Source organism: Pedobacter sp. CAN_A7 (genome assembly GCF_015752175.1).
Classification (GTDB): Bacteria; Bacteroidota; Bacteroidia; order Sphingobacteriales; family Sphingobacteriaceae; genus Pedobacter.
In genome coordinates, this window is sequence record NZ_JADOUW010000006.1 from 1 (window position 1) to 22,393 (window position 22,393).

At 38.7% G+C, this 22,393-nt stretch carries 19 protein-coding genes; all 19 read right to left on the reverse strand.

All coding sequences use genetic code 11. The features are described 5' to 3' along the window. Positions 1-141 (reverse strand): helix-turn-helix domain-containing protein (locus tag IWX76_RS18190; protein WP_196861337.1); only part of this gene is annotated, 141 nt, incomplete at its 3' end. 79 nt (positions 142-220) lie between these two features. Then, positions 221-2,143, reverse strand: coding sequence for an OmpA family protein (locus IWX76_RS17525; RefSeq protein WP_196861338.1), 1,923 nt, complete (start codon positions 2,141-2,143; stop codon positions 221-223). 50 nt (positions 2,144-2,193) lie between these two features. Beyond that, entirely contained in the window at positions 2,194-4,263 is a 2,070-nt protein-coding gene (locus IWX76_RS17530) for an ice-binding family protein (protein WP_196861339.1), read from the reverse strand. Between the two features lie 389 nt (positions 4,264-4,652). Then, positions 4,653-5,468, reverse strand: a complete 816-nt coding sequence (locus tag IWX76_RS17535) for a hypothetical protein (protein WP_196861340.1) — start codon at positions 5,466-5,468, stop codon at positions 4,653-4,655. Positions 5,469-5,668: 200 nt separating this feature from the next. Then, positions 5,669-6,781, reverse strand: coding sequence for a GDP-mannose 4,6-dehydratase (gene gmd / locus IWX76_RS17540; RefSeq protein WP_196861341.1), 1,113 nt, complete (start codon positions 6,779-6,781; stop codon positions 5,669-5,671). Between the two features lie 24 nt (positions 6,782-6,805). Then, a complete protein-coding gene (locus tag IWX76_RS17545) occupies positions 6,806-8,185 on the reverse strand; it encodes an undecaprenyl-phosphate glucose phosphotransferase (protein WP_196861342.1) in 1,380 nt (459 codons plus the stop codon). Positions 8,186-8,192: 7 nt separating this feature from the next. Further along, positions 8,193-9,470: a WcaI family glycosyltransferase gene (locus IWX76_RS17550; RefSeq protein WP_196861343.1), complete on the reverse strand. Its 1,278-nt coding sequence runs from the start codon at positions 9,468-9,470 to the stop codon at positions 8,193-8,195. An 87-nt stretch (positions 9,471-9,557) separates the two neighbouring features. Then, a complete protein-coding gene (locus tag IWX76_RS17555; protein ID WP_196861344.1) occupies positions 9,558-10,862 on the reverse strand; it encodes an NAD(P)H-dependent oxidoreductase in 1,305 nt (434 codons plus the stop codon). Between the two features lie 42 nt (positions 10,863-10,904). Next, a complete protein-coding gene (gene rfbC, locus IWX76_RS17560) occupies positions 10,905-11,447 on the reverse strand; it encodes a dTDP-4-dehydrorhamnose 3,5-epimerase (RefSeq protein WP_196861345.1) in 543 nt (180 codons plus the stop codon). Beyond that, positions 11,428-12,519: an NAD-dependent epimerase/dehydratase family protein gene (locus IWX76_RS17565; RefSeq protein WP_196861346.1), complete on the reverse strand. Its 1,092-nt coding sequence runs from the start codon at positions 12,517-12,519 to the stop codon at positions 11,428-11,430. Before IWX76_RS17565 ends, rfbC begins: the two co-directional genes overlap by 20 nt. A gap of 10 nt (positions 12,520-12,529) precedes the next feature. Further along, positions 12,530-13,354: a glucose-1-phosphate cytidylyltransferase gene (gene rfbF / locus IWX76_RS17570; protein ID WP_196861347.1), complete on the reverse strand. Its 825-nt coding sequence runs from the start codon at positions 13,352-13,354 to the stop codon at positions 12,530-12,532. Continuing rightward, positions 13,351-14,361, reverse strand: coding sequence for a glycosyltransferase family 2 protein (locus IWX76_RS17575; protein ID WP_196861348.1), 1,011 nt, complete (start codon positions 14,359-14,361; stop codon positions 13,351-13,353). Before IWX76_RS17575 ends, rfbF begins: the two co-directional genes overlap by 4 nt. A gap of 25 nt (positions 14,362-14,386) precedes the next feature. Further along, on the reverse strand, positions 14,387-14,950 hold the full coding sequence (locus tag IWX76_RS17580; protein ID WP_196861349.1) for a WcaF family extracellular polysaccharide biosynthesis acetyltransferase: 564 nt from the start codon (positions 14,948-14,950) through the stop codon (positions 14,387-14,389). Positions 14,951-14,969: 19 nt separating this feature from the next. Beyond that, positions 14,970-16,181: a glycosyltransferase gene (locus IWX76_RS17585; protein ID WP_196861350.1), complete on the reverse strand. Its 1,212-nt coding sequence runs from the start codon at positions 16,179-16,181 to the stop codon at positions 14,970-14,972. Further along, complete coding sequence (locus IWX76_RS17590) at positions 16,178-17,209, reverse strand: hypothetical protein (protein ID WP_196861351.1); 1,032 nt, start codon at positions 17,207-17,209, stop codon at positions 16,178-16,180. Before IWX76_RS17590 ends, IWX76_RS17585 begins: the two co-directional genes overlap by 4 nt. Positions 17,210-17,214: 5 nt before the next feature. Then, the gene (locus IWX76_RS17595) at positions 17,215-18,405 is read right to left on the reverse strand and encodes a glycosyltransferase (RefSeq protein ID WP_196861352.1); all 1,191 of its coding nucleotides are present in this window, start codon (positions 18,403-18,405) and stop codon (positions 17,215-17,217) included. Next, positions 18,402-19,616 carry a glycosyltransferase gene (locus IWX76_RS17600; RefSeq protein WP_196861353.1) on the reverse strand — a complete coding sequence of 405 codons (1,215 nt, stop codon included), beginning with the start codon at positions 19,614-19,616 and terminating at the stop codon, positions 18,402-18,404. The genes IWX76_RS17595 and IWX76_RS17600 overlap by 4 nt, the downstream gene beginning before the upstream one ends. A 22-nt stretch (positions 19,617-19,638) precedes the next feature. Beyond that, positions 19,639-20,502 carry a CgeB family protein gene (locus tag IWX76_RS17605; RefSeq protein WP_334642139.1) on the reverse strand — a complete coding sequence of 288 codons (864 nt, stop codon included), beginning with the start codon at positions 20,500-20,502 and terminating at the stop codon, positions 19,639-19,641. Between the two features lie 182 nt (positions 20,503-20,684). Then, complete coding sequence (locus tag IWX76_RS17610; RefSeq protein ID WP_196861355.1) at positions 20,685-22,343, reverse strand: hypothetical protein; 1,659 nt, start codon at positions 22,341-22,343, stop codon at positions 20,685-20,687. Between the last annotated feature and the right edge of the window lie 50 nt (positions 22,344-22,393).

The following is a 22,393-nucleotide window of genomic DNA, read 5'->3' on the forward strand; positions in this document are numbered from 1 at the left end:
GTGTGCCAGAAGCCAATCTTCAATCAAAGAGGATGATATTCCGTATTCTTCAGCGATTGAGTTTGCGGAACGATGGTGTTCCATCATTTGTTTTACGCAATCTAATTTGAATTCAAAACTGTGTTTCTTTTTCTTTATCATAAAAATGCCCCCAGAAAGTGTCTAACTTTTTGGGGGCATTGCATAAAAGATCACCCGCTTTTTTGTAATATAATTCTTGTTATTGAATGATGTCAATGACTACTGTTCTGTTATAAAAACGTTCTTCTGGAAGACTATTTTCAAATGGTGCACGACTTAAATCTTCGCCGTAACCATTGGTGTTAAATTTAACATTGCTCTTACCTGACTGGCTTAATACACGTTCTAAAATAGTTTGTGCTTGTTTTGCCCTGTCTTGAGATAAAGTTGCATTATATGTTTCATCACCTATCACATCTGTATGTCCATGAATATTTACTGTAGATCCGTCTTTAATTAAAGGCGCAACAGTTTTAGTCAGGAAGTCCTGGTAAGTAGAAACTGTTGTTGCTTTGTTAAAGTCAAACAAAATGCTGTAACGTAGACCTGTTGGCGTTATTTCCGGCTGACTAGCTAATTGTAATGTGCTTTCTTTTCTTACCGGTAATCCAGATTTAGAAGTTCCTAACATCACTACTTTATAGTTGCCAGCAGTTTGGTTACCTAAGATTGTTTTGATAGGTACAGTTGCCTGATCTTTAGTAAAAGGTCCGTAGTTTTGAACTTTACCTGCTGCATCAGTCATTTCGATAGCATAAGTATTAAATACTTTTTCAGCACCAGTTACATCAAATACCACCTGACCAGCATGTGGATCTACTGGCGTAGCGTTCATTTGAACTGGTTTCATCATGCCACCACCAACTTCCATTAACAATGCTGAAGAGCTACTTTGAATGTCAACCCTGCGGTCACCAGCACGAAGTAAATCAAGTTCTTTGGTTCCACCAGGTTGCTCTGAAGGATTGATAGGTTTAGTACGTCCTGCTGTAGCGATTCTAGACTCGTCGATGCCAAAGTTCTGAACAATATATGCCTTAATGGTTTCTGCAAAAACTTTACCCTCTGCCGGACCTTGTGCCGATGCACCACTTAATTGAATAGCAGTTCCTGGATTAGATTTTAACCTGTCGCCTAAAATGTTTAAAACATTATGGTAAACATTTAATTGTCTTGCTGAACGACCAGTTGTATTTGCAGATTGTTCCTGTTGCAATTGCGCTTCTGTAAAGCTTGTTGCTTGTGCTTTAGTAAGGGTTACATATCTTGAAGGAATAGCCGTTGAGCCTTCGTCAAAGAATACATAATTTAATAAAGGCAAAGTTTCACTTAACTGCAATTTAGAATCTGCTTGCCCTGCACGTACAGCGAAAGTTATTCCTTGAACTGGAACGGCAACAGATGCCGGAGCTGCAACTTCTTTAGATCTACCAAATTTGAATGCTACACCTGTACGTAGGGTAGACATTGACCAACTTTCGATGTTTCTAGGATCCTGACCAAAATAGGGGTGGAACGAAACAAAAGGAGAAAGCACATATTGTGTTCTGCTTTCGGCTGATGAAAGTGTAATGTCATAACCAGCACCAATTTGTGCAGAAATTATTGTTTTGCGCATTTCGCTTAATTCAGCATCTGTATTTGGTTGTTTTAGCTGCGTATAAGAGAAATCTTTTTGCATATTAATTCCAACACGAGGACCACCAAAAAGGTAGAAGTTACCGCCACCTGGACTAAAACGTAAACTTGGTTCTATAGTTAAATAGCTGGTATTTGTTTCTAAAGTAGCGGGGCAGTCGCAAGGGGCAATGACATCGTCAAATTTACCACCACGACCATCGTAACCTACATTTAATAAACCACCCCAGACTTTACTTGGACGGTATTCAATTAATAGGGAACCGAATGGACGGACTCCATTTCCTTTGTGAAAAGCTTTAGGAACGATTAAATTATCATTTAAGCGTTGTGTAGTTCCATCATAGAAATTGGTGTTGGCGGCACCTGATAAACCAAACCACCAGGTTGGTTGTTGGATTTGTGCTTGGGTAGTACTGTGAGCAAGAAGTATCATCAATGAACCGATGACGCCACGTTGTATAAGTTTATTTGTTGGAAACATATATGGATGTGTAAATCCGCTCCGAAGAGCGGATATGTTTTAATTAAATATTATGGTTGTGTAACAGTGCTGGCATTTAAAGTAACTGCCGTTTGAGCCAATAATCTACCGGTTACTTTAGCACCCGTATTTAAAGAGATTAGCGTTTTACTCAAGATAATACCACTGACATCAGAGTTTGTACCTAATGTTGCTTTTCCAGTAACTACCCAGAAGATATTTTTAGCCTGAGCACCACCCAATAAGGTTATTTTTGCACCGTTGCTAACAACAAGGTCTTGTGCAATTTGAAATACCCAAGTGTCATTAGGGCCTCCAGAAAGTGTTACACCTGCATTGGTGACTAGTACATTGGTACTCCATTTATATAAGCCTGGGGTTAATGTTCTACCACTGATATTACCACTGTATAAACCAACTATCGGTGCAGGAGTTGTTAATCCATTAGCCGTTGTAAATGCAGTTTCCATGTCGCTAACAGCAGTAGTCATTTTGGTAGGTGTAGGTGCTGCATAATCTGCTGCATATACTTTTCCTGTTACAATTGGTGTGTGTGACGATTGACCGTTTGTATCCATAATTAAACCAAAACCGGTTATGGCAGTAGCAGCAGTAGGACTTACACCTATATTACCAGTTATCTTTGTAATTCCGGTAGTGGAGATACCTGCTTTACTTAAGGTAACAAAATCAGCTGCACTTCCAAGGTTTATGGCCTGAGGACCAACTGGTGGTACAACCGGCGGCACAACTGGAGGAACTACAGGAGGAACAACAGGTGGAACAACTACTGTAGTTGCTTCGAAATTTGCTGTTACTGCTTTATTAGCATTCATAGTTAAGGAAACAACATTAGCTGTACCGGATGCATGACCTGTGTAAGATTTAAATTCATAACCTGTATTAGGTGTTGCTGTCAATTTAACAACGGTACCATGATTATAAGTTGTTTGATTTGGATCTTTAACCACTACACCATTTAGGGCCGTAACGGTTAAGGTGTAAGTCTTAATGGCAAAATTTGCGATTAAAGCTCTGTTTGCAGAAAGAGCAAAAGTATAGGTCGGACTGGTAGATAGTACAAGACCGGTCGCTTTATCTGTCCAGCTGGTGAACGTATAAGCATTATTTGTAGCCGCGGTTACGGTTACAGAAGTACCTGCATTAAATGATCCTTCACCATCTGTAGTACCACCCGCAGCTGGACTAGACGATAACGTTAAGGCAAATTGTGATGCAGGGATAACTTTAAAGTTAGCAACAAGTGTTCTGTTTGAACTAATGTTAAACTGGAAACTTGAACTACTAGAAACTACAGTACCATTCTCTGTCCAATTGGTAAAAGTATAACCAGCATTTGCAGCTGCAGTTACGGTTACATCTGAACCGGTATCATATGGTCCTGATCCAGTTGTTGTTCCGCCTGCAATAGGGCTTGAAACTAAGTTAACTGCAAATTGTCCTACTGGAATTGCAACGAAGTTAGCTACCAAAGCTTTGTTTCCAGCCATGGTAAACTGGTAACTAGCACTTGTTGATACAACTTCATTATTATTAGTCCAGTTTGTAAAAGTAAAACCTTGTGCTGGTGTAGCTGAAACTGTAACTAATGCACCTTGAGCAAAATCGCCTGCTCCACTAACACTACCACTTAATAGTGGGCTGAATGATAATGCAACCTGTGGAATTGTAGTAAAAGTCCAGGTGTAATCACTAATCATGGCTGTTTTAAAGATGTCTGTTGCACCAGTGGTTACTGTTCCTGTATAAGTAGTAAAAGGTAACAGAGGAACTCTAGGGGTAAATGTGAATGTTTTAGCAACTGCAGTTGGAGCAATTGTTCCTTCGATAATAGTTGTTCCCTGTTTGATAATTAAAGTAGAATTGTTTATGGTTGTTGAATCCATGTCGGTATTGAATGTTACCGAAATAACTTTGTTAAGTAACACATCAACAGCTTTATCCATAGGGTCTGTAGAAACTACTACAGGACATTCGCCAGTGATCTCGCCTTCAAAGTCGTCTTTTTTGCATCCAGTAATAAAGATTGTAGAAAGCAATAAGATGGCAAATGAAGCCAAAATGGTGTTATACTTTATAAAAGTATGTGTTTTTTTCATATTAATTTTTTTTGATAATGAGGTTATTTGTTGTAATCGGCTAACGCGACTTGGGGGGCTATGGCGTCCAGCTTTTACAGCCGAAACAACACTATTTTTTGCTTATCGCAATCGTATGGATGGGAGGTGTTAGTGATGTGGCGTTTGCAAAGCACATGCCCGCAATATTTTTAAATATATAAGAGAAGATAAGGGAGGGGATATTTTGAAAAGGAAGTATGATAAATGTTGTTAATGGAGTGAATCAAGCAATATAAATTGATTTGACATAAAGTTAATATATTGCGTTGCCCTACAAATATTTTAATTTCGTTACCAGATATATGCTCTGTTTAACAGAATAAGTTGTAGTAATATAACTAATTAACAGAATTTCGTTTCAGAATATGCTAGCGCAAGGAGGCTTGGGTTAGTTCTGGATAAATTTGTAGAAGCGCTTTAGTTGAAATTTCGATTAACCTTAAATTTTCATCGAAGTGCCCATGTTGGACCTCAACATTTATATAAGGGATATTTTTTTTCATTGAATAAACTGATAGCGATCCATCATCTGGTGCGCTAATGGATTGTAGAACGACATTCACATTTTCAATTTTTAAATGATTAAAGAGGGCAAGGTCAGTTACAAGTATTAAATCGTCATTGTCCATTTGAAAGTTGATGTGTAACGAATCTGCATAACCCTCTAATTCGTAGCCTTTAAGGTATGAAGAGATTCCAAATCCACCGTCGGCATTATTGTGTAGGGTGAAAAAGTAAGCGGGATTATTTTCACTGTATTTTTTTAGAATGGTATTAGAAAGTTCTTCGAGTTGTTTAACTACCTCTACATCTGCCCTTCCATATTTCTCCAAGCCCTTAATAATTCCTGATTTGGAGTAAATACTATTAGGATCAGTTTGAAACTCCTCTTCATTGTACAAAAACTGAAAGTTGCGAGCACTACCGTATTGACAATCGATAATAGAGCCACCTGAATACCTAATAAATTCAAAAGCCGCCTTCACGCCAGTGTCTTCATTGTCATGAATGGATAGGAAATTAATATTCGGTTCTCTATAGCTATATTTAACTAAATTTATGGGTAAGTCTTGTAGAAAAAGGTTGGTTGAATCGATCTGTAAGCCTTCAAAAATGGGTGGATGTTGTGCTTTGGCTGTAAAGATAAAGCCAAAACAGAAAAGTATTAGTAGGATGTATTTCATGTTTGGACTTGTAAAAGACAGACTTTTCTTGATAGTCATGTTTCAAGGTAATGTTACAAAATATATTTAAAATTGTTTTATTGAATACAGAAAAAATAAAAAAGGTTGCCTCCTTTTGGGAGGCAACCTTTGCTGGTTTATAATTATCTTTAGTTGTAAGCGAGTATTTTGGCCTTTCTTACAGGTTTGAAAAATCAGGATTATTCAAACTGGTTTTTTATAGCATAACCTGCGTCTTTTAACATCCTTTCTTTTAAAAAGTATTCAATATCTGCTGATACCATTTCTTTTACAAGTCCATTGAGATCGTATTTCGGTACCCAGTTTAATTTCTTTTTACATTTCGCAGGGTCTCCGATAAGAAGATCTACTTCAGTTGGGCGGAAATAACTTTCATCTACAGCAACCACTTCTTTGCCTATTTCTATTAAAAAATCTGGGTTACTGCAGGATATAACTTTTGCAGTTTCATTTTTTCCTTCACCTTCAAATTGCAATGATATTCCTAATTCCAGGAATGCCATTTTTACAAAATCACGTACCGTGGTGGTTACACCCGTGGCGATAACAAAATCTTCGGGAGTGTCCTGTTGTAAAATCAGCCACATAGCTTCTATATAATCTTTGGCATGTCCCCAATCTCGCCTTGCATCTAAATTGCCTAAATATAATTTGTCTTGCATTCCTAATGCAATTTTAGCAGTACCTCTTGTGATTTTTCGCGTTACAAAGGTTTCGCCCCGTAGCGGGCTTTCGTGGTTAAATAATATACCGTTGCAAGCAAACATGCCATAGGCTTCTCTATAATTTACGGTAATCCAATAAGCATATAATTTTGCGACAGCATAAGGAGAACGAGGATAGAACGGCGTAGTTTCACATTGAGGTACAGCTTGAACTAATCCGTAAAGTTCAGATGTTGATGCCTGATAGATTTTCGTCTTATGAGTAAGTCCCAGTATACGGATTGCTTCTAATATTCTGAGTGTTCCAATTCCATCTGCATTAGCAGTATACTCAGGTGTTTCGAAACTCACTTGCACGTGGCTCATGGCACCTAAATTATAAATTTCATCAGGTTGAACCTGCTGAATAATTCTAATCAGGTTGGTAGAATCTGTTAAATCGCCATAATGGAGCACAAAACGAATATCTTGTTCATGTGGATCCTGATAAAGGTGATCAATTCGGTCGGTATTAAATAAAGAGCTTCGGCGTTTTATACCGTGTACTTCATATCCTTTTGATAATAAAAATTCGGCTAAGTAAGAGCCGTCTTGGCCTGTAATGCCTGTAATAAGAGCTTTTTTCATGTTATATATTTAGATAAGCGTGGATTAAAATGCATTCATATTGCCCCGAACCACATGGAATACAGTTCGAAAGATAATTTTCAAATCAAGATAGAGGGACCAGTTTTCCAGATAATAAATATCATGTTTGATTCTATTTTCCATTAAATCCAGGTGTTGAGTTTCACCGCGATATCCATTCACCTGTGCCCAACCTGTAATACCGGGTTTTATATAGTGTCGAAGCATATAATTATCAACTAGGTCACGGTAGTGAGCAGTGTGTTCCAGCATATGAGGCCTCGGGCCCACAACACTCATGTCACCTAAGAGGACATTGAAAAATTGTGGCATTTCATCCAGGCTTGTTCTACGTAAAAAACGGCCAATTTTTGTAACACGTGAATCATTTCTACTCGCTTGTTTAAGGTGTGCATCTGAATTTACACGCATGCTGCGAAATTTGAAGCACATGAAACTGATGTTGTTTTTCCCACTTCGGCCCTGTTTAAAAATTACCGGGCCAGGACTTTCCATTTTGATTAAAATCGCAATGAGTGGATAAAGCCAGCTAAGAACAAATAATATTACCAGAACACTGAAGATGATATCAAAAACTCGCTTGACAAACCGATCACTTATCTTATCCTGTGGTCCTGTGCCCGTCAAATTTATCATTTGGAGGTCTCCAGAATGTCTGATACTTTGATTTTTCCCGATAATCTGGCTATAGTCTGGGATGAATTTTAAACGGATACAATTTTTATGTGCTTCATTGATGAGGCTTTTAATTGCCCCAGTTTTATCTGGGGTTAACGATACATATACTTCTTTGATGCCAGTTTCTGCTGCAAACTTCATCTGATCTTTCATGATTTGATCCGTATCAGGCTGATTGCTGTCAATTAATAGATTATTATTGTTAGTCAAAAATCCAACAAATTTATAAAATGGACTATTGTTTTTAAGAACATCAGCGAACTGCAGGCTTGTGGGATTGATCCCCATTAGAAAAATGGGCGATGTGATGTTAAATTTTTTGTTGAGTAAGGATATGGCATTTGATATACATAACCGAAAAGTAAAAATTAACAAACTCAACAATATGTAGAATATGAATATAAAATTCCCTAGGAGACCTCCTGTAAAGCTTAAATATAGGATGAGAAAAATGAGGTGATAAAATATGCACTTTATTGTAGTGAGGAAGAATTCTTTTTTTTCAATGGTTTTGACATCATACAAGCCAAGCATCTTAGAACAAAAGAACCATAACATGATAACAATGGTATTGAAATCGGTATGAATTAAACTGCTTTTTAAAGGACTGCTTATTGTAAATGACATAACAATAGCGAGATATAAAATTGCAAAGTCTGCAAAAGCTACAGACAAACAAAAAAGAAATACATACCTGTTTTGCATAATGAGTTTAGTTTGAAGTCATCTCGAGGCTAATCAATTGTGGTTCATTGATTTGATCCATCAACATTTGAAGAATATTCTGTTTGTTAAGAAATTTCTCTGCATATTTTCTGCAATTCAGGTTTTCATCATTATGATCATTTTCACAACAATCCAGGATGGAATTCATTAGCAAAGTTTCATCTTCACAGTCAATTACCACCGCCATTTTATTTTCATTGATCATAGAATATAACGAGGAGTCAGGTTCAGCTGTAACTATTGCTAAGCCTCCTGCAGACCAGATGGAGGTTAATTTTGAAGGCATCATTAAATCGCAAGCTTTTTTCTTTTGAAGCACCAAATGAACATCCACCATATTCAAGAAATTGTTGAAAATATGTAAAGGTTGCAATGCCATGAAATACATGTTGTTCAATTGATGCTCATCTGAAAGCAGCATCAGTTTTTCCTTATATGGACCGTTTCCGCAGATGATGAACTTTATTGAACTTTTTCCCTCTAAATTTTTAGCAATTGAAATTAGACTTTCCAGCCCCTGTTTCTCTCCTATGCTACCTGAGTAAAGTATCAATTTGTCTGTGGGTTCGAAGCCCCATTCAATTTTTAATGCCGCTTTTTCTTTAATGGGATGAAAAATGTCTGTATCTACCCAGTTTGGAAAAAAAAGAACTTCTTTGTTGGTTTTCGATGCTACTTTTCTAATCATACCCGCAGAAATACTGCTAACATGATTGGCATGGTTGATAATAAAACGTTCCAGTGCAAAAAGAATATAAAATGTGGTTTTATTTTTAAGGATATGTAGATCACGCGCTGCTTCAATCTGTAAATCATGAATATGATAAATAATCTTGCCTCCTTTAAAAAAGCGGTAGATGAGGCCTAAAAAGCCAATATGGAATGGGGGTGCAACACAAAAAATATGATCATTACGTTCTTTAAACATTAAAATAAAAATCATAACCAAAGCGGAAAAGAAAAAACTTGCATCATGCAACATTCTTTTTAAGCCTGATGGACTATCTGGAACATATAAAGGGCATCGGTAAATATCAAGCATGCCATTATTAAGACTTTCTTTTTTATAGAAACTTCCAGAATATGGTTGTTGAACTTTCCAGTTTGGATAGTAAGGAAAAGAAGTGACCACCGTACACTGATAACCATTCTCCACAAACCATTCCGTCATTTCACCAGTATATTTCCCGATCCCTGTTAATTCTGGTGCAAAGTTAATTCCTAGTATAAGTATGCGTTTTTTTTGTAAAATTTCCAGCTCCATAATTGGTTTATTTAGGCAATAGTGTTCCAATGCAGATTTCTCTGCAATGGAGTAATGATTAAAAATTAGATAGTTTCTAAAAAAGAATCAGACAAGTTGAACCTTGAAATATTCAGCTTGCTGGGCACGAAGCTGGTCAAGAAGTCTTCCTTCAGGGAGAATGACATCGTTATACGTGAGTACCTGATCTTTAGGTACATTTTGTTTAACAATGCAATTTTCAGCTACACCTAAAGGGAGTAAGTTTTCTGCCTGACAAACATCAGCATTTTCACATAAGCCGTAAGTCATGTAGTGTCCGATGCCATCAATTACATCGCCTGCTTTTAAATCTTTTTTTGCAGTAGCAACTACTTCTACATAAGGTTTGCCAAGCGGAGTTAAAGCGGCATCATTGAATAATACTGCGCGTGCGATGGTATTTGGCACTTCTAAATGACATAAATGATAAGGTGTGTAGAAAAGGTACAACGGACCTTCACCTAATTTGTAGAGATTAAGATAATGTTGTTGGAAAGGATCGTCGCTTGTACCCAAAACAAATACCCCTGGTCCCGGCTCAGCGCCTACAAGATAGTCTACTACACCGGGCCCATTTATCAGTTCTTCAGCTGTAAATAATTTAACTGCCTCTTTAAGCGGAGTACCCACCGGCACAGATGGGCCTTTCATGCCCCGTTTTAACACCTGCATTCCGGTTCCATTTGCAGTGATAGCTTGCTCGAAAGATATTTTACTTCCATCAGCGAAAGAGGCAACCATTGCAGGATTTTGCCCCCATTTTTTTGCGAATCCTTCTTGAGTAGTTGGATTGCGATAGGGGTCATGTAAACCTTTAATATTACCGCAAAGCACGGGTTTCACACCCATTGATTTTACAAATCGGTATAAATTCATGGTCACTCCTGGCTGATCGCCGTCGGCATTCGTAATCACAACACCTGCTTTATCGGCATGTACTTTAAGGATAGGGCCGATGGTACCATCAAGTTCTGCATTCATCAATACTACATGCTTTCGGTTTTGAATGGCACGCATTGATACCTGGGCGCCCCTTTCTATGGAGCCGGTAACTTCAACGATAACATCTATACCTTCGGCTTCGCATAATATCAACGGGTCTGTGGTAATACTCACGGTTTGTTGCCTAATGTTTTCTTCTACCTGTGAAATCGTACTAACTTCGCTGGTTTCGAAAATTCCTGCTTCCTCGTATGCGCGTCTAGCCTTTTCAATGGTACGGTTAGAAATGGCAACCAGTTTCATTCCTTTTGTATACTTACAAATTTGGATGGCGATTGCTTTTCCCATAAAACCAGCGCCAATTAACGCCACGTTGATTTGTTTGTTTTCGGCTGCTAATTTTGCCAATGCGTTATCTACTATAATCATTTTGAATACTTATTAGAAGAGGTTTATTTATCAGATAAATGTTTAGTTGACTGTTATGTCTTCGAAAAGTGCATGTGCATTGTCTTTTTTTGAAATAATCCTGGGAGACAAAGGCCATTTTATATCAAACTCCGGATCATCCCATCGGAAGCAACGCTCGGCCGTTGGCGCATAATACTGACTGACCTGATACGTTACATCGGTATTGTCCTCCAGTGTAATAAATCCATGTGCAAATCCCTCTGGGACATATAACATGCGATAGTTGTCTCCGGTTAATTCTGCGCCAATCCACTGCTTATAAGTCTCGGATTCAGATCTCATGTCAATGATGACATCGTAAATAGCCCCTCTGGTACAGCGAACTAATTTTGACTCCAGGTAAGGCGCAATTTGCATGTGCATACCTCTTAATGTGCCTTTTTCTTTATTGTGGCTCATATTTGTTTGTAACACGGGGGTTGTAATGCCATGTTTTAGAAATTCTTCACTGCAATAAGACCGGCCAAAAAATCCTCGTTCATCTTCAATGAAATTTACGTCGATGAGGAACGCTCCTTTTAATTTAGTTTCTGTGAAAATCATGGGGTATAGATTTTAATGGGGAATTTAAATGGTTCCACTCGAGGTTAACATTAATATGATTGTTTTCTTGTAATTGGGTAAGGACCTGCAGGCGCATGAATGATGAGTTCCTGAAATTGCTGTTTTTAAAGTTCATTGCTACTAGTCCCTCATGCAACTCCATAATGGTTTGCCTCAGTGAATAGAGCGGTTGGTGATCTGGCGCAAGGGATTGATAAAGATCGAAACTTACCCGATAAGATCTATTATCCACAGGAGCAAGTTCATTACATGAAAAAGTGGTGCCTGGAATTGCTGCTGCTACTGCGCTCGCTAATTCATGAACTTGAAAATTCCATTCATTGCTACCAGCGTTTATAGCTAGAAAATAGTCTAATTTTTTCGGTTCACGACTTATAGCCCATTCGATTGCCCTTGCCATGTCTTTAACATGAATGAGAGGTCGCCATGGTGTGCCATCGCTTAATATTTCTATTTTACCAGTAACAACGGCGGCAGCAACAAAATCATTTAATACTAAATCCAGTCTCAATCGTTCGCTCATACCACAGGCAGTAGCAAAACGTAATGCCGTAACGGTGAAATCCTCATCAGCTAGCTCAGCTAAAGCCTCTTCAGTCAGTACTTTCGATTTGGCGTAGGCAGTAAGCGGTCCCACTGCTGAATCCTCAGTCTTAGATATCCCTTCGGTCGCGCCGTAGACACTGCAACTGGATGCGAAAACAAAAGCTCTGGCACCTGCATCTTTAGCCATTTTTGCAAGTCTCGCGCTAGCTTTATAATTCACCTCTAGAGTAAGGTCTTCATATTTTTTGCCCATCGGGTCATTTGATATTGCCGCGAGATGAATCACGACATCTACACCCTTCAATTCCTTGTATGAAATAGATGTGATGTTACCAAATAATTGAGCATTGAGTTTACTTTCTGGTAGAAAATCTGCGTTGGTTAAGCAAGCTGCGAAGTAGGCCATGTCGTACCCAATTAGTTCCGCATCCGGATAGGTTGCTCTTAATTGGCTAACTACTCCAGGGCCTACGTAGCCCATGTTGCCGGTGATTAAAATTCTCATAAATATATTTTTATAATTGTTTTTGGATTTCGTGAGTTAATTGACCATTCGGGTCAATGGCATTTTGGTGCCAGGGGGCTTCGCCTTTTTTCCATAATTCTTCCAACAAATTTTTATCCCGAAGGGTATCCATTGGCTGCCAAAATCCAGTGTGGCGATATGCGGATAATTCGCCCATTTTAGCTAACGTCTCTAATGGCTCACGCTCCCAGACCGTGTCATCATCTTCTATGAAATCTAGAACTTCAGGTTCTAAGACAAAAAATCCCCCATTTATCCAAGGCATATCATCATCCAATGGCTTTTCCTGGAAACGGTTAATTTTTGTTTCATTTTTATCTAAAGTAAAAGCGCCAAATCTTCCAGGCTGTTGTACAGCCGTAAGCGTCGCTAAAGAATTGTTTTTTTTGTGAAAATCGATTACTTCGGTAATGTTTATATCGCTTAAGCCATCTCCGTAGGTCATGCAAAAAGCCTCATTGTCTAAATACTCTTTTACCCGCTTTAAACGGCCCCCGGTCATCGTTTTATGACCAGTATTTACTAAGGTGATTTTCCATGGCTCCGTGGTGTTTTTATGCACTACCATTTCATTATTACTCAGGTCAAAAGTGATATCTGAATTGTTAAGGAAATAGTTGGAGAAAAATTCCTTAATGATATGTCCTTTATAACCACAACAGATGATAAAATCATTTATTCCATGAACGGAATATATTTTAAGGATATGCCATAATATGGGTTTTCCTCCAATTTCCACCATGGGTTTGGGGCGCACGCCACTTTCTTCACTGATCCGGGTGCCGAATCCTCCGGCTAGTATAACTGCTTTCATATGCTTTTAAGGGTTAATTGTTTATAAGCTACTTCTTGTGATCGTATAATTTTCTTGGCTAAAGGGAACGTGAGATCTTGATTACGATTAAATAAGGTGAAGGGTAGGGTGAATAGTAGTCGTTGCCAAAGTGGCCATAAGAAATTAGCGTCTGTTTTTAGCAACGTATTTAAATAAGTAAATCTTCCTTGCAGTGCAGCTTTTATAGCCACGCGGTAGTGGTAAGCAAAAAGTCCGTAATGATAATATTGAATCAATTGTTTACGACTATAAGTCTGGCTTAAGTTGTCAATCAGTCGCTCATAACTTTCCACTTGCTGCTCATAACATTCACCTTTTAAACCACCATAATTGGAGGCCACATTCTCATGACGCCTAACATAAATAACCTGTTCTTTTTGAATGCCTATTTTTACATCCTTTGACAGACGACTCCAGAAATCGAAATCGCCAGCAAAATTCATATTTGTCTTAAAATTATTGCTGTCCGTGACTAGCCGTGTTAGAATGCTAACTTCAGAAAGGTTACCCGGGAAGTTGCCAAAAACAAAAAAGCAAATCTCGGCGTGGTCCTGGTCAATCACTTCTGGAAGATATTCCGTTTGAAACTGGATTATCTTTTTATTCGAGGTTCCGGTATGGCCGAAACTTACAAAGCCAATATCTGGAGTAGCCCTCGACCAATATTCTATAACCCTGGTCAACGAAGTAGGGGTCACAAAATAATCATCAGCACATAGAATCTGACTTATGGGGGCACTTGCATTTTTAAAAAGGAAATTTACATTTCCCATGATGCCCAAATTTTGCTCCTGTTTAAAAATCTTAACCCTTGGATCGTCTATTGTATCTAGGTATTCCTGGGTTCCATCTGTAGAAGAATTGTCACTGATGAGCATTTCAAAATCGTGATATTCTTGCTGCAAAACGGATTCTACACATTCTTTTATAAATGGAAGTCCGTTCCAGACAGGGGTGAGTATGGAAATTGATGGTTGAGAGATCATATTTTTTTATTAAAGATTTCAAACGTTATCTATACATTTTTCGTTCCCGCACTGGCAGGGCAGGATTTCCGGAATAAATATTCCAGGGATCCATATTTTTACATGCCACGGAATTCACGGTTAATATGGAATGTGATTTGCAAATTACCCCCGGACACACAATTGATTTTGCACCAATCCATACACCATCTTCGATATGAATACTTCCTAATCGATAGGTAAAATCCGTATGAGAATAATTATGATTTCCAGTTAAGAGCATGGAGCCCTGAGATAGACAAACATTATCTCCAATATTAACTTCCGCAAGATTGTCAATCCATACAGACTCGCCTATCCAACAATTTTTGCCAATACTTAAACGCCAAGGGTTTTTAATTCTAACATTGGTTTTAATAACCAGTCCATTACCCACCCGGGCTCCGAAGCCACGTAGTAATTTGATTTTAAGGGAATAGGGCCATGGTAAGGAACTATTGAAAATGAAATAGTTAATCAAATACCAGACTATAATTTTGGTTTTAGGGCCCGGCTTATAATCACCGGTGTTAAACTTTGATAGGTCAGATCGTAATATTGCGGTTTCCATGAGCGGTAATTTCGGTAAGCTAGTTAATGGCACTGTATAGCATTTTTGATGCTTGAGAGGTGGAAAAATTTTTCTGGAAAGAATGTAAAGCATTGCTGCTCATAATTGATTTTTGTTGAGGCGATGCCCGAGTCCATAGTTTGAGTAAGGTAGATGTGCCTTCTAAGGTGCTTTCAGCTACATAACATGCGCCTGACTGGTTAATCTCTTTCCAGATATTGATCTGATTTGAAATAAGAACTGGTTTGCCACATCCTAAGGCTTCAACCACGGCAATGCCAAAGTTTTCCTGATGACTGGGAAGTATAAAAGCTTCACATCCATAGAAAGCTCCCCATTTTGCTTCGCCTGATAGCATTCCCGGAAAAACGACAGAATTACGTAACATACGATCACTAAATACGAGCTTTTGCATTCTTCGGCCATATGGGGTTTCCAGCCCAGGGCCTGCAATTACCAACTTAGGTAAAGACGGCGTGTCCGGAGATCTCCTTCTTGCTTCTTCATTTTCATGCATAGCTTTAGCATACGCGGTAATAAGCAGGTCGACACCTTTTTTTTGATGAATTCTACTTAGAAAAAGTAAATAAGGACTTCGGTTCAGTCCGGGTGATTTTGTTTCAAATGCTTCTTTCATCCCATTTGAAAATGCAGGGGGTGAAGCAACTCCCAAGCCTACAACAAAATTACATTTTGGTTTATAGGGTTTGAAAGGTACCTGAGATAGCGCTAATTCTTCCTGACAGGTAAATAGTAATCCTTCTGCGGCTTCAATTAGCTTGTACTCAGTGAGCTTCCAATAAATGGTATTCCGAATGGCTTTCAACCTTCTATCTGGAGCCATTTGAAAATATGGATCGAGCATGCCATGCGGCATGACGAACAGTTTAGGAACTTGGTTTCCGTGTTGCGCTAACAATAAGCCTAGTGCTTTCCTTACAGCAACGCCTGGGTAGACCCATAAACCGTGAACAATGACAACATCAAACTTAATTAGGTTGATAAGAAGCCAAGGTAATAGCTGCTTATTAAAATTCCATCGTCCTGAAGCTACACCAAGCGCATGCACAGCGACGTTAGTGTCCGTCCAAAAGTCCACACCCGGCTCATCTAAACAAACAACCTCACTTTCAACAAGATGGTCGGACAATCCTCCAATCATTGTTTTTAAAGCTTGAGCCATTCCCCCTTGTTTAGGATCTATAGTTGGGATAACATGAAGTATTTTCATAATGAAAGAGATTCGGCTTTGATTTGCTTTTTAACTAGATTATCTATTTGTGTTAATGCATTGTTATGGTGAAATAGGCTGCAAACGGTTTCATAATTCTTTTCTATAAGTTCTTGCCAATTTTCAGGGTGTTTAAGGATATTCTGTATCTGGCCTACAGGATCGTTCCAGTCTACTTCTATTACAGGATTATAATTCAGTAGTAGTTTTACCTCCAGGGGTGCAGATCCAATGATTAAACACTTTGAAGCCATAGCTTGTAGATATCTTACGGTTAATGTTGATACATTTCCAGCAAGTTTCGGATGCGTTACTGTGCGAGGAAAACATATACAAATCTGCGCATCTGCCAGACCGTCAACAAAGCTGGACCAGGTAGGAAATTGCAGGTTTTTCTTTAAACCCTGAACGGCCACATCAGTTGTTTCATTCCGTTCCTGGTATACATAGTTAATGCTGTTTTGTACACATCCCTCTTTAATTTTATCATGATAGGTTAACCAGGAACGACCAAAGGAGAGGATGTTAATATGGCGTTCGGACCAGCTTTTATGCTTATAGTCTGCTGGATTAATGGTTTCGGGAACCCAGTGGACATTGCAGTTTTGAATCTTTAAGTTTCGGAAATGCTGAGTTGCCTGATAGCTGGATAGCAGAAGTAAATTGATACCGCTTTTTCGGACTAGTTTTTCCACTGAATTATAGTCAGGTTCCCATACGTCATATGTCCATAAAACTTTTAAGGAACAATTCAAAGTGAAATAGGGGAACGTCTTTGCATATAGAAAATAGTGGTAAGGGAGTCCCAAGCTAATAACCGCTCCCTTAATCGTATACTTATTAAAAAATGGTTTTAACATGCCATGAAAAGCCGTAAATAACCTAGACGAAAGACTGCTTGGTGCAAACAAAACGGGACCTGATTTAACCTTCCAATCACTATGATGTGCACAGTATTGTTCGAAATTTTGTAACAATGCAATATCCGGACTGCCTTTCCTAATCTTCGAGGTAACTAATGTGATCATGAGGCTTAGTCTTTTGCATATCCAAATTCACTGGTTATATTGTTGTATATGTTTTCGATCTGGTCTAAAGCCGTTTCTGCGTCAAATTTCTTAGCATTTTTTATACTAGCTTCAACAACTTTATTCCTTTCGTAATCAGGTAACTCCACAACTTTTTGTATCACATTTGCTGCACATTGTGCCCAGCCGGCTAAGTCATGGGTTGTCCGGCGTGGTATTAGGTAACCTGCGGAACCAGCCACTTCAGTCATTGGTGCCTCGTTTGTTGTGATTACTGGGCAGCCAGAAGCCATTGCCTCAGCAATCGGCCAACCGAATCCCTCTGCTAACGATGGGAACAAAAAAACCGTAGCCCCAGCATATGCTTTTTTCACTGCGTCATCTTCCAATCCGATGATTACATGAATGTCATTCTTATATATGGATTTCTCAATAAGATTTTTAATCTGTGCAGAGGGCGGTGCACCGATAAGTAATAATGGTAAATTTGAAGTTTCTAGTGCTCTCCAGGCATCGTACATTTCGATAACACCCTCACGATTTTTATACCATTGGTTACCACCTACATGAAGAAGGTAGCCTGCAGATAAATTAATCCCTGTCTTTTTACTCAATGCAGCTCTTGTGAGCTGTACATCTGCAGGCGCATATGATTTATCCAGGCCAGTATATACAACATCTGAGGAAATTGGTTTATTAATTAACTGTTGTAACTCCTTGTTGGTATTGAAAGATCCGGCAATGAAGTGTTTTCCTTTAGCCCAGCCTTTTCTTATATATTTTTGATATTGTTTCCCTGTCCATCCAGTTTTATTTTCTTTTATTTTCCCCATTGCCGACCACTGTGCCAGGAAGTCGTGACAATGCATAACATGTGCTCTTTGATGAACCAATGGAATCCATGGACCCTGTGCCTGGTCTGTAAAAACAAAAAGCGTATCAGGAGCACAAGTTTTTAGGCGCCTTCTAACATCTGCCGGAAAGACTACATATTGATCTATGTAACCCATCCATTTTTTTACAACTCCTTTAAATGGGAGCTCAAAAAATGTAGATTTTGGCGACCAAAGGGTAACGTGGTGCCCACGTTCTGCCATGCCATCAACGATCATATTGGTATAACGGGGCATGCTGGAAAACTGTGGTCTTTTTTGACTTCCGAAAAAATCTGGATTAGAAAAGATAACGATATTCATGGTGTAAGCGTTTTGTTCGAGGATGTATACTGTTTGGTCTGTCTTAATTCAATAAGCAAGCTTTTAGCGGTTGCATGTATGGTATAAGGTTCTAGCTTCTTTTTGGCCCAATTAAAGTCCCTGTTGTAATTGGATAAACTAAAAATTTGCGTCGCAAGCGCTAAAGGGTCACCTTCTTTAAATACCCTGAACCTTTCCCAGTTAGCAAAATCAGCACTGCATCCCACTGCATCACTTACAATTACCCCACAACCAGCCTGCATGGCTTCATTTGCTACTAATCCCCATGTTTCTCCCATTTTTCGAGAGGGTAATACCATGATATCCATTATCAAATAGTTTGTTGCGAGCTGCGACTGGTTGACAAAACCTGTAAAGGAAGTTTTGATGCCGTAATCCTGGTAAGCTTTTTCGGCCATTACCGTTAGCTTTTCATGCAACTCACCACTTCCCATAAAATAGAGATGAACTTTACTTCGAAGTGCTTCTGGCAGATATTCGAGCATGCTGAAAATGATGTCAGGATTTTTTTTGCTAATCAGTTTTCCTGAAAAGCCAATTACAAAATCTGATGGTGTAATACCGGCATCGGTTCTACCTTTAAGACGCATGTTATGCTTTTCATCTTCGATGATGTTTAAAAATTTATCCTCTGTCCCGTATCGAGCAGGTCTCAGTTTCATGGCTTTTACCCGATGTTTTAGATAGTGCTTCTTGTTGAGTTCTCCTATATAGAATATGCGGTTCAAAGCCAGGTAGGCTGTTTTATAAATCATAGAACGGAATGCTGCTTTTAATTTGGAACGCTGTAAAGCATTATCTTGAGTTTCACACCGTAACCAAACCGGTATTCCATTTTTTCGCGCTTCCAGGTAAGCCACCCAATCGAAACGGAAGTTAAAGCCGGTTAATAAGATGGCTGTAGGTTTTAACGTCCTGATCAGCTGTTGTACTCCTTTCCCGGTAAGTGAATTCCAACCCGACAAAGGGGTTCCTTTTTCACAATTGAGTATGGTATTGGAATAGCCTTCCAGCATCGGTACATCCCATGCTAATGTTATCCCAAATTCAGCATCAGCAAAACCCCTAACGCTACAATCAGAGCCATAAACCACGTGGATCGATCCCGGTTGTAATTTTTCAATCTCCTGATAAATTGGAACACGATATTGAACAGGGTGAGAATCGAATACCAATAAATTGATAGCCATAGGTACTTAGTTAAGTAAATAATTAGTGGATAGTTATTGGGTTAATGATAGTGTTGATAATTGCCTTACAAACGTCTTCATTTCCGAGTTTTAAACTCCTTACGCGTTCCATGCCTTTTAGACGAACACTTTCGCGATGTACATTTGATAATAGTGATTTACAAACGGCTGCACATTCTGTGGCATCCGACCAAAATACTGCTTCCGTCCCTTCCTTATAGAGTTCCATATGTTCAGATGTTCGTTGGGCACATAATAAACCACCTGCATATGGTATTTCAAGAGAACGTGTGGTGTGCAGGTCTCTGTTTCCTTTAGAAAGTAAACCGAGGCATAATTTTGCACCCTGGATAGCTGCGATGTACTCTTTCCCATGTAGGCCTTTGCCTTTGTAATTTTTTCTGAGTTTTGGAAATAAACGACTCCGCTCCCAGGAGTTACCCCAAATACTAAGGGGAACACCTTTGTTAATGAGATCAAGTAAAAACCGGTCTCTTTTTTCACCTCTCATCCAGGTGCCAATGAAAACAACTTCAGATTGAAATTTTTGTGGGATTTCATTGTTTGATGCATATGGATGGTGAGCAACTTCATCATAACTTCTAAATACACGGAGAACACGTTTTGCTCCTAGTGCCAGGCATTCACTTTCAGATTCTTTTCTCACCACCACAACCAAATCATACAAGGAGATTGCCTTGAGTAATGATCCGAACCTTGCGCCGTCGCGTTTTCCAGTTGGATCATCCACATTATAGATGACCACTGGACACCCTAGGGATTTCAAAAGTTTTACACAATTAATGCCTAGTAATTCTCCACTGTCTACCCAAATTAAATCTGGTTTTTTCACTGAGTCTAATACCTTCGTCACCCATGTTATCATGAGTCCCTGCAATAGCCTGTAGCCTGTGCGGAAATGTAAGATTCTTGCCCATCTTGATTGAAGTACTGATTTACATGGTTCTCCAGGGTCTTTGATGGTTACTTCATGTCCAAGTCTTGTTAACGCGTATGCGCGGTGAGTAGCTGTTGACCCTGGATGGTAATCTCCGATATATAAAATGTTCATATTTTCTTTATCAAATAAATAATCGCATTCGTTAGTTGGAATATGAACCAATAAAGTATAAGTAGCTGAATGTAACCCCGAATCAGAAATGTTGCCGGACCGACTACACTTTCTGTTGGTAAAAATTGAAAGATTGAGGTTAAGCACAGCAAGCCACAGATGCTAAAATTTACTCTTTCACTTTTCAGTTTGCCCTTCATATAATTAATTTGTCTTTTAATGGAAAGTTTATCTAGTAAATAAAAAACGGGTATCATTCCAATGCCTAGAAATGCTAAATACCACCATCCAAATGATGCCATACCTGTTCCTGCAAAGTGACCCAATCGAAACCCTCCAAATACCTCAGAACCAGCGCCCGTAAGGCTATAAATAAAGTCACCGAACGATATGGAATATATGGCCTCCTTATCTAAGCTAGGTTTTACAATTTTCAAAATGGGTCCTGGTAGTGCTCCCCATATGTAATCAATAGAGTAGTTGTACATGAGTGGGTTTTTTTCACCTATTTTCGCTGCTTGAACAAGACTGGCATCACTAAATTTTAAGTTGGAAAACCGAGAGGTAAAAACGTTATTTAAATATCTTTCATCCCAATCACTTTCATACTCCATGTCCTCTAAACGCCGTAAGTTTATTGCTTCTTTGTCGCTAAAAGCAGAAATGGTCAAATCGATTAGCTCCGATCGGCTGATGTCATTTCTATCTCCCCTTACGATTACCATGGCCGTACCTAAATCTGCAAGCGGGCCGGTAATAATCCATAATCCTATACAACTCATAATGACTAGTTTGTAAGCAATCTTTGGAGGCTTAAAAATTCCTAAGAACAATCCGAGTAGATACGCAAAGCCCACAGAAGTAAACCCTATCATAAAAGCACCACGACTATTTCTCGCTATACTAATAATAAATAGCGCCAGGGTAAAGGCAATTAGCCATGGAACTAACCTCTTCGATGCTATTTTGTTACTGCCATATAATCCATAAAAAGGAATGAAGTACGGGGCGTATGAAAATGAAAAAAGTGACTGAATAATTTTATCCCCAGCATCTCCAGACACTTGTCCTGGTACGCTTGTATTGGCGACTAATACATATATGTTTGCCAATAAACCAACAGCGCCCATTATCCATAATGATATTTCGGCTGGTGTAGTAAAGAAGCCGGCCTTATATAACAGTGAATCCGCACCTCTATTCTTATTAATTGGTATAAAACTATAAATACCATGTGCGATGACCAATACAATAACGGCCGCAGTCGAATGAAAGAAAACTTCATATGGAAGTTCTAAGTTGAATACTACTGGTTTGTATTCGAAAGATGTAAACACCAATGGAAAATACAATTGCGCAGAAACATATCCAATGATCAAAAAACTGGAAAGTGGATATTCTTCTATTTTTTTCTTTGTTAGAAAGAGTTGAGTAAGAATTAACCAGGTTATTGCAATGCAGGACATTGCAAATAGATTTTCCTCACTCCAAAAATTTAAACATTGAAAAATTACCGAAAGCCCAAAAATTATCCACGACCAAAAAACTAGTTTGGGTAGAAATGTATCCGATTCATTTTTTCTAATTAAATGAATTGTTGTAGGAGATGTACCTTTAAGTTGATTAGACTTTGCGAGTTGGAGTTCAGAATTCATTATTCAACAGTATTTGAAATGACTCGTTATATTAATTGAAAGGTCACCGG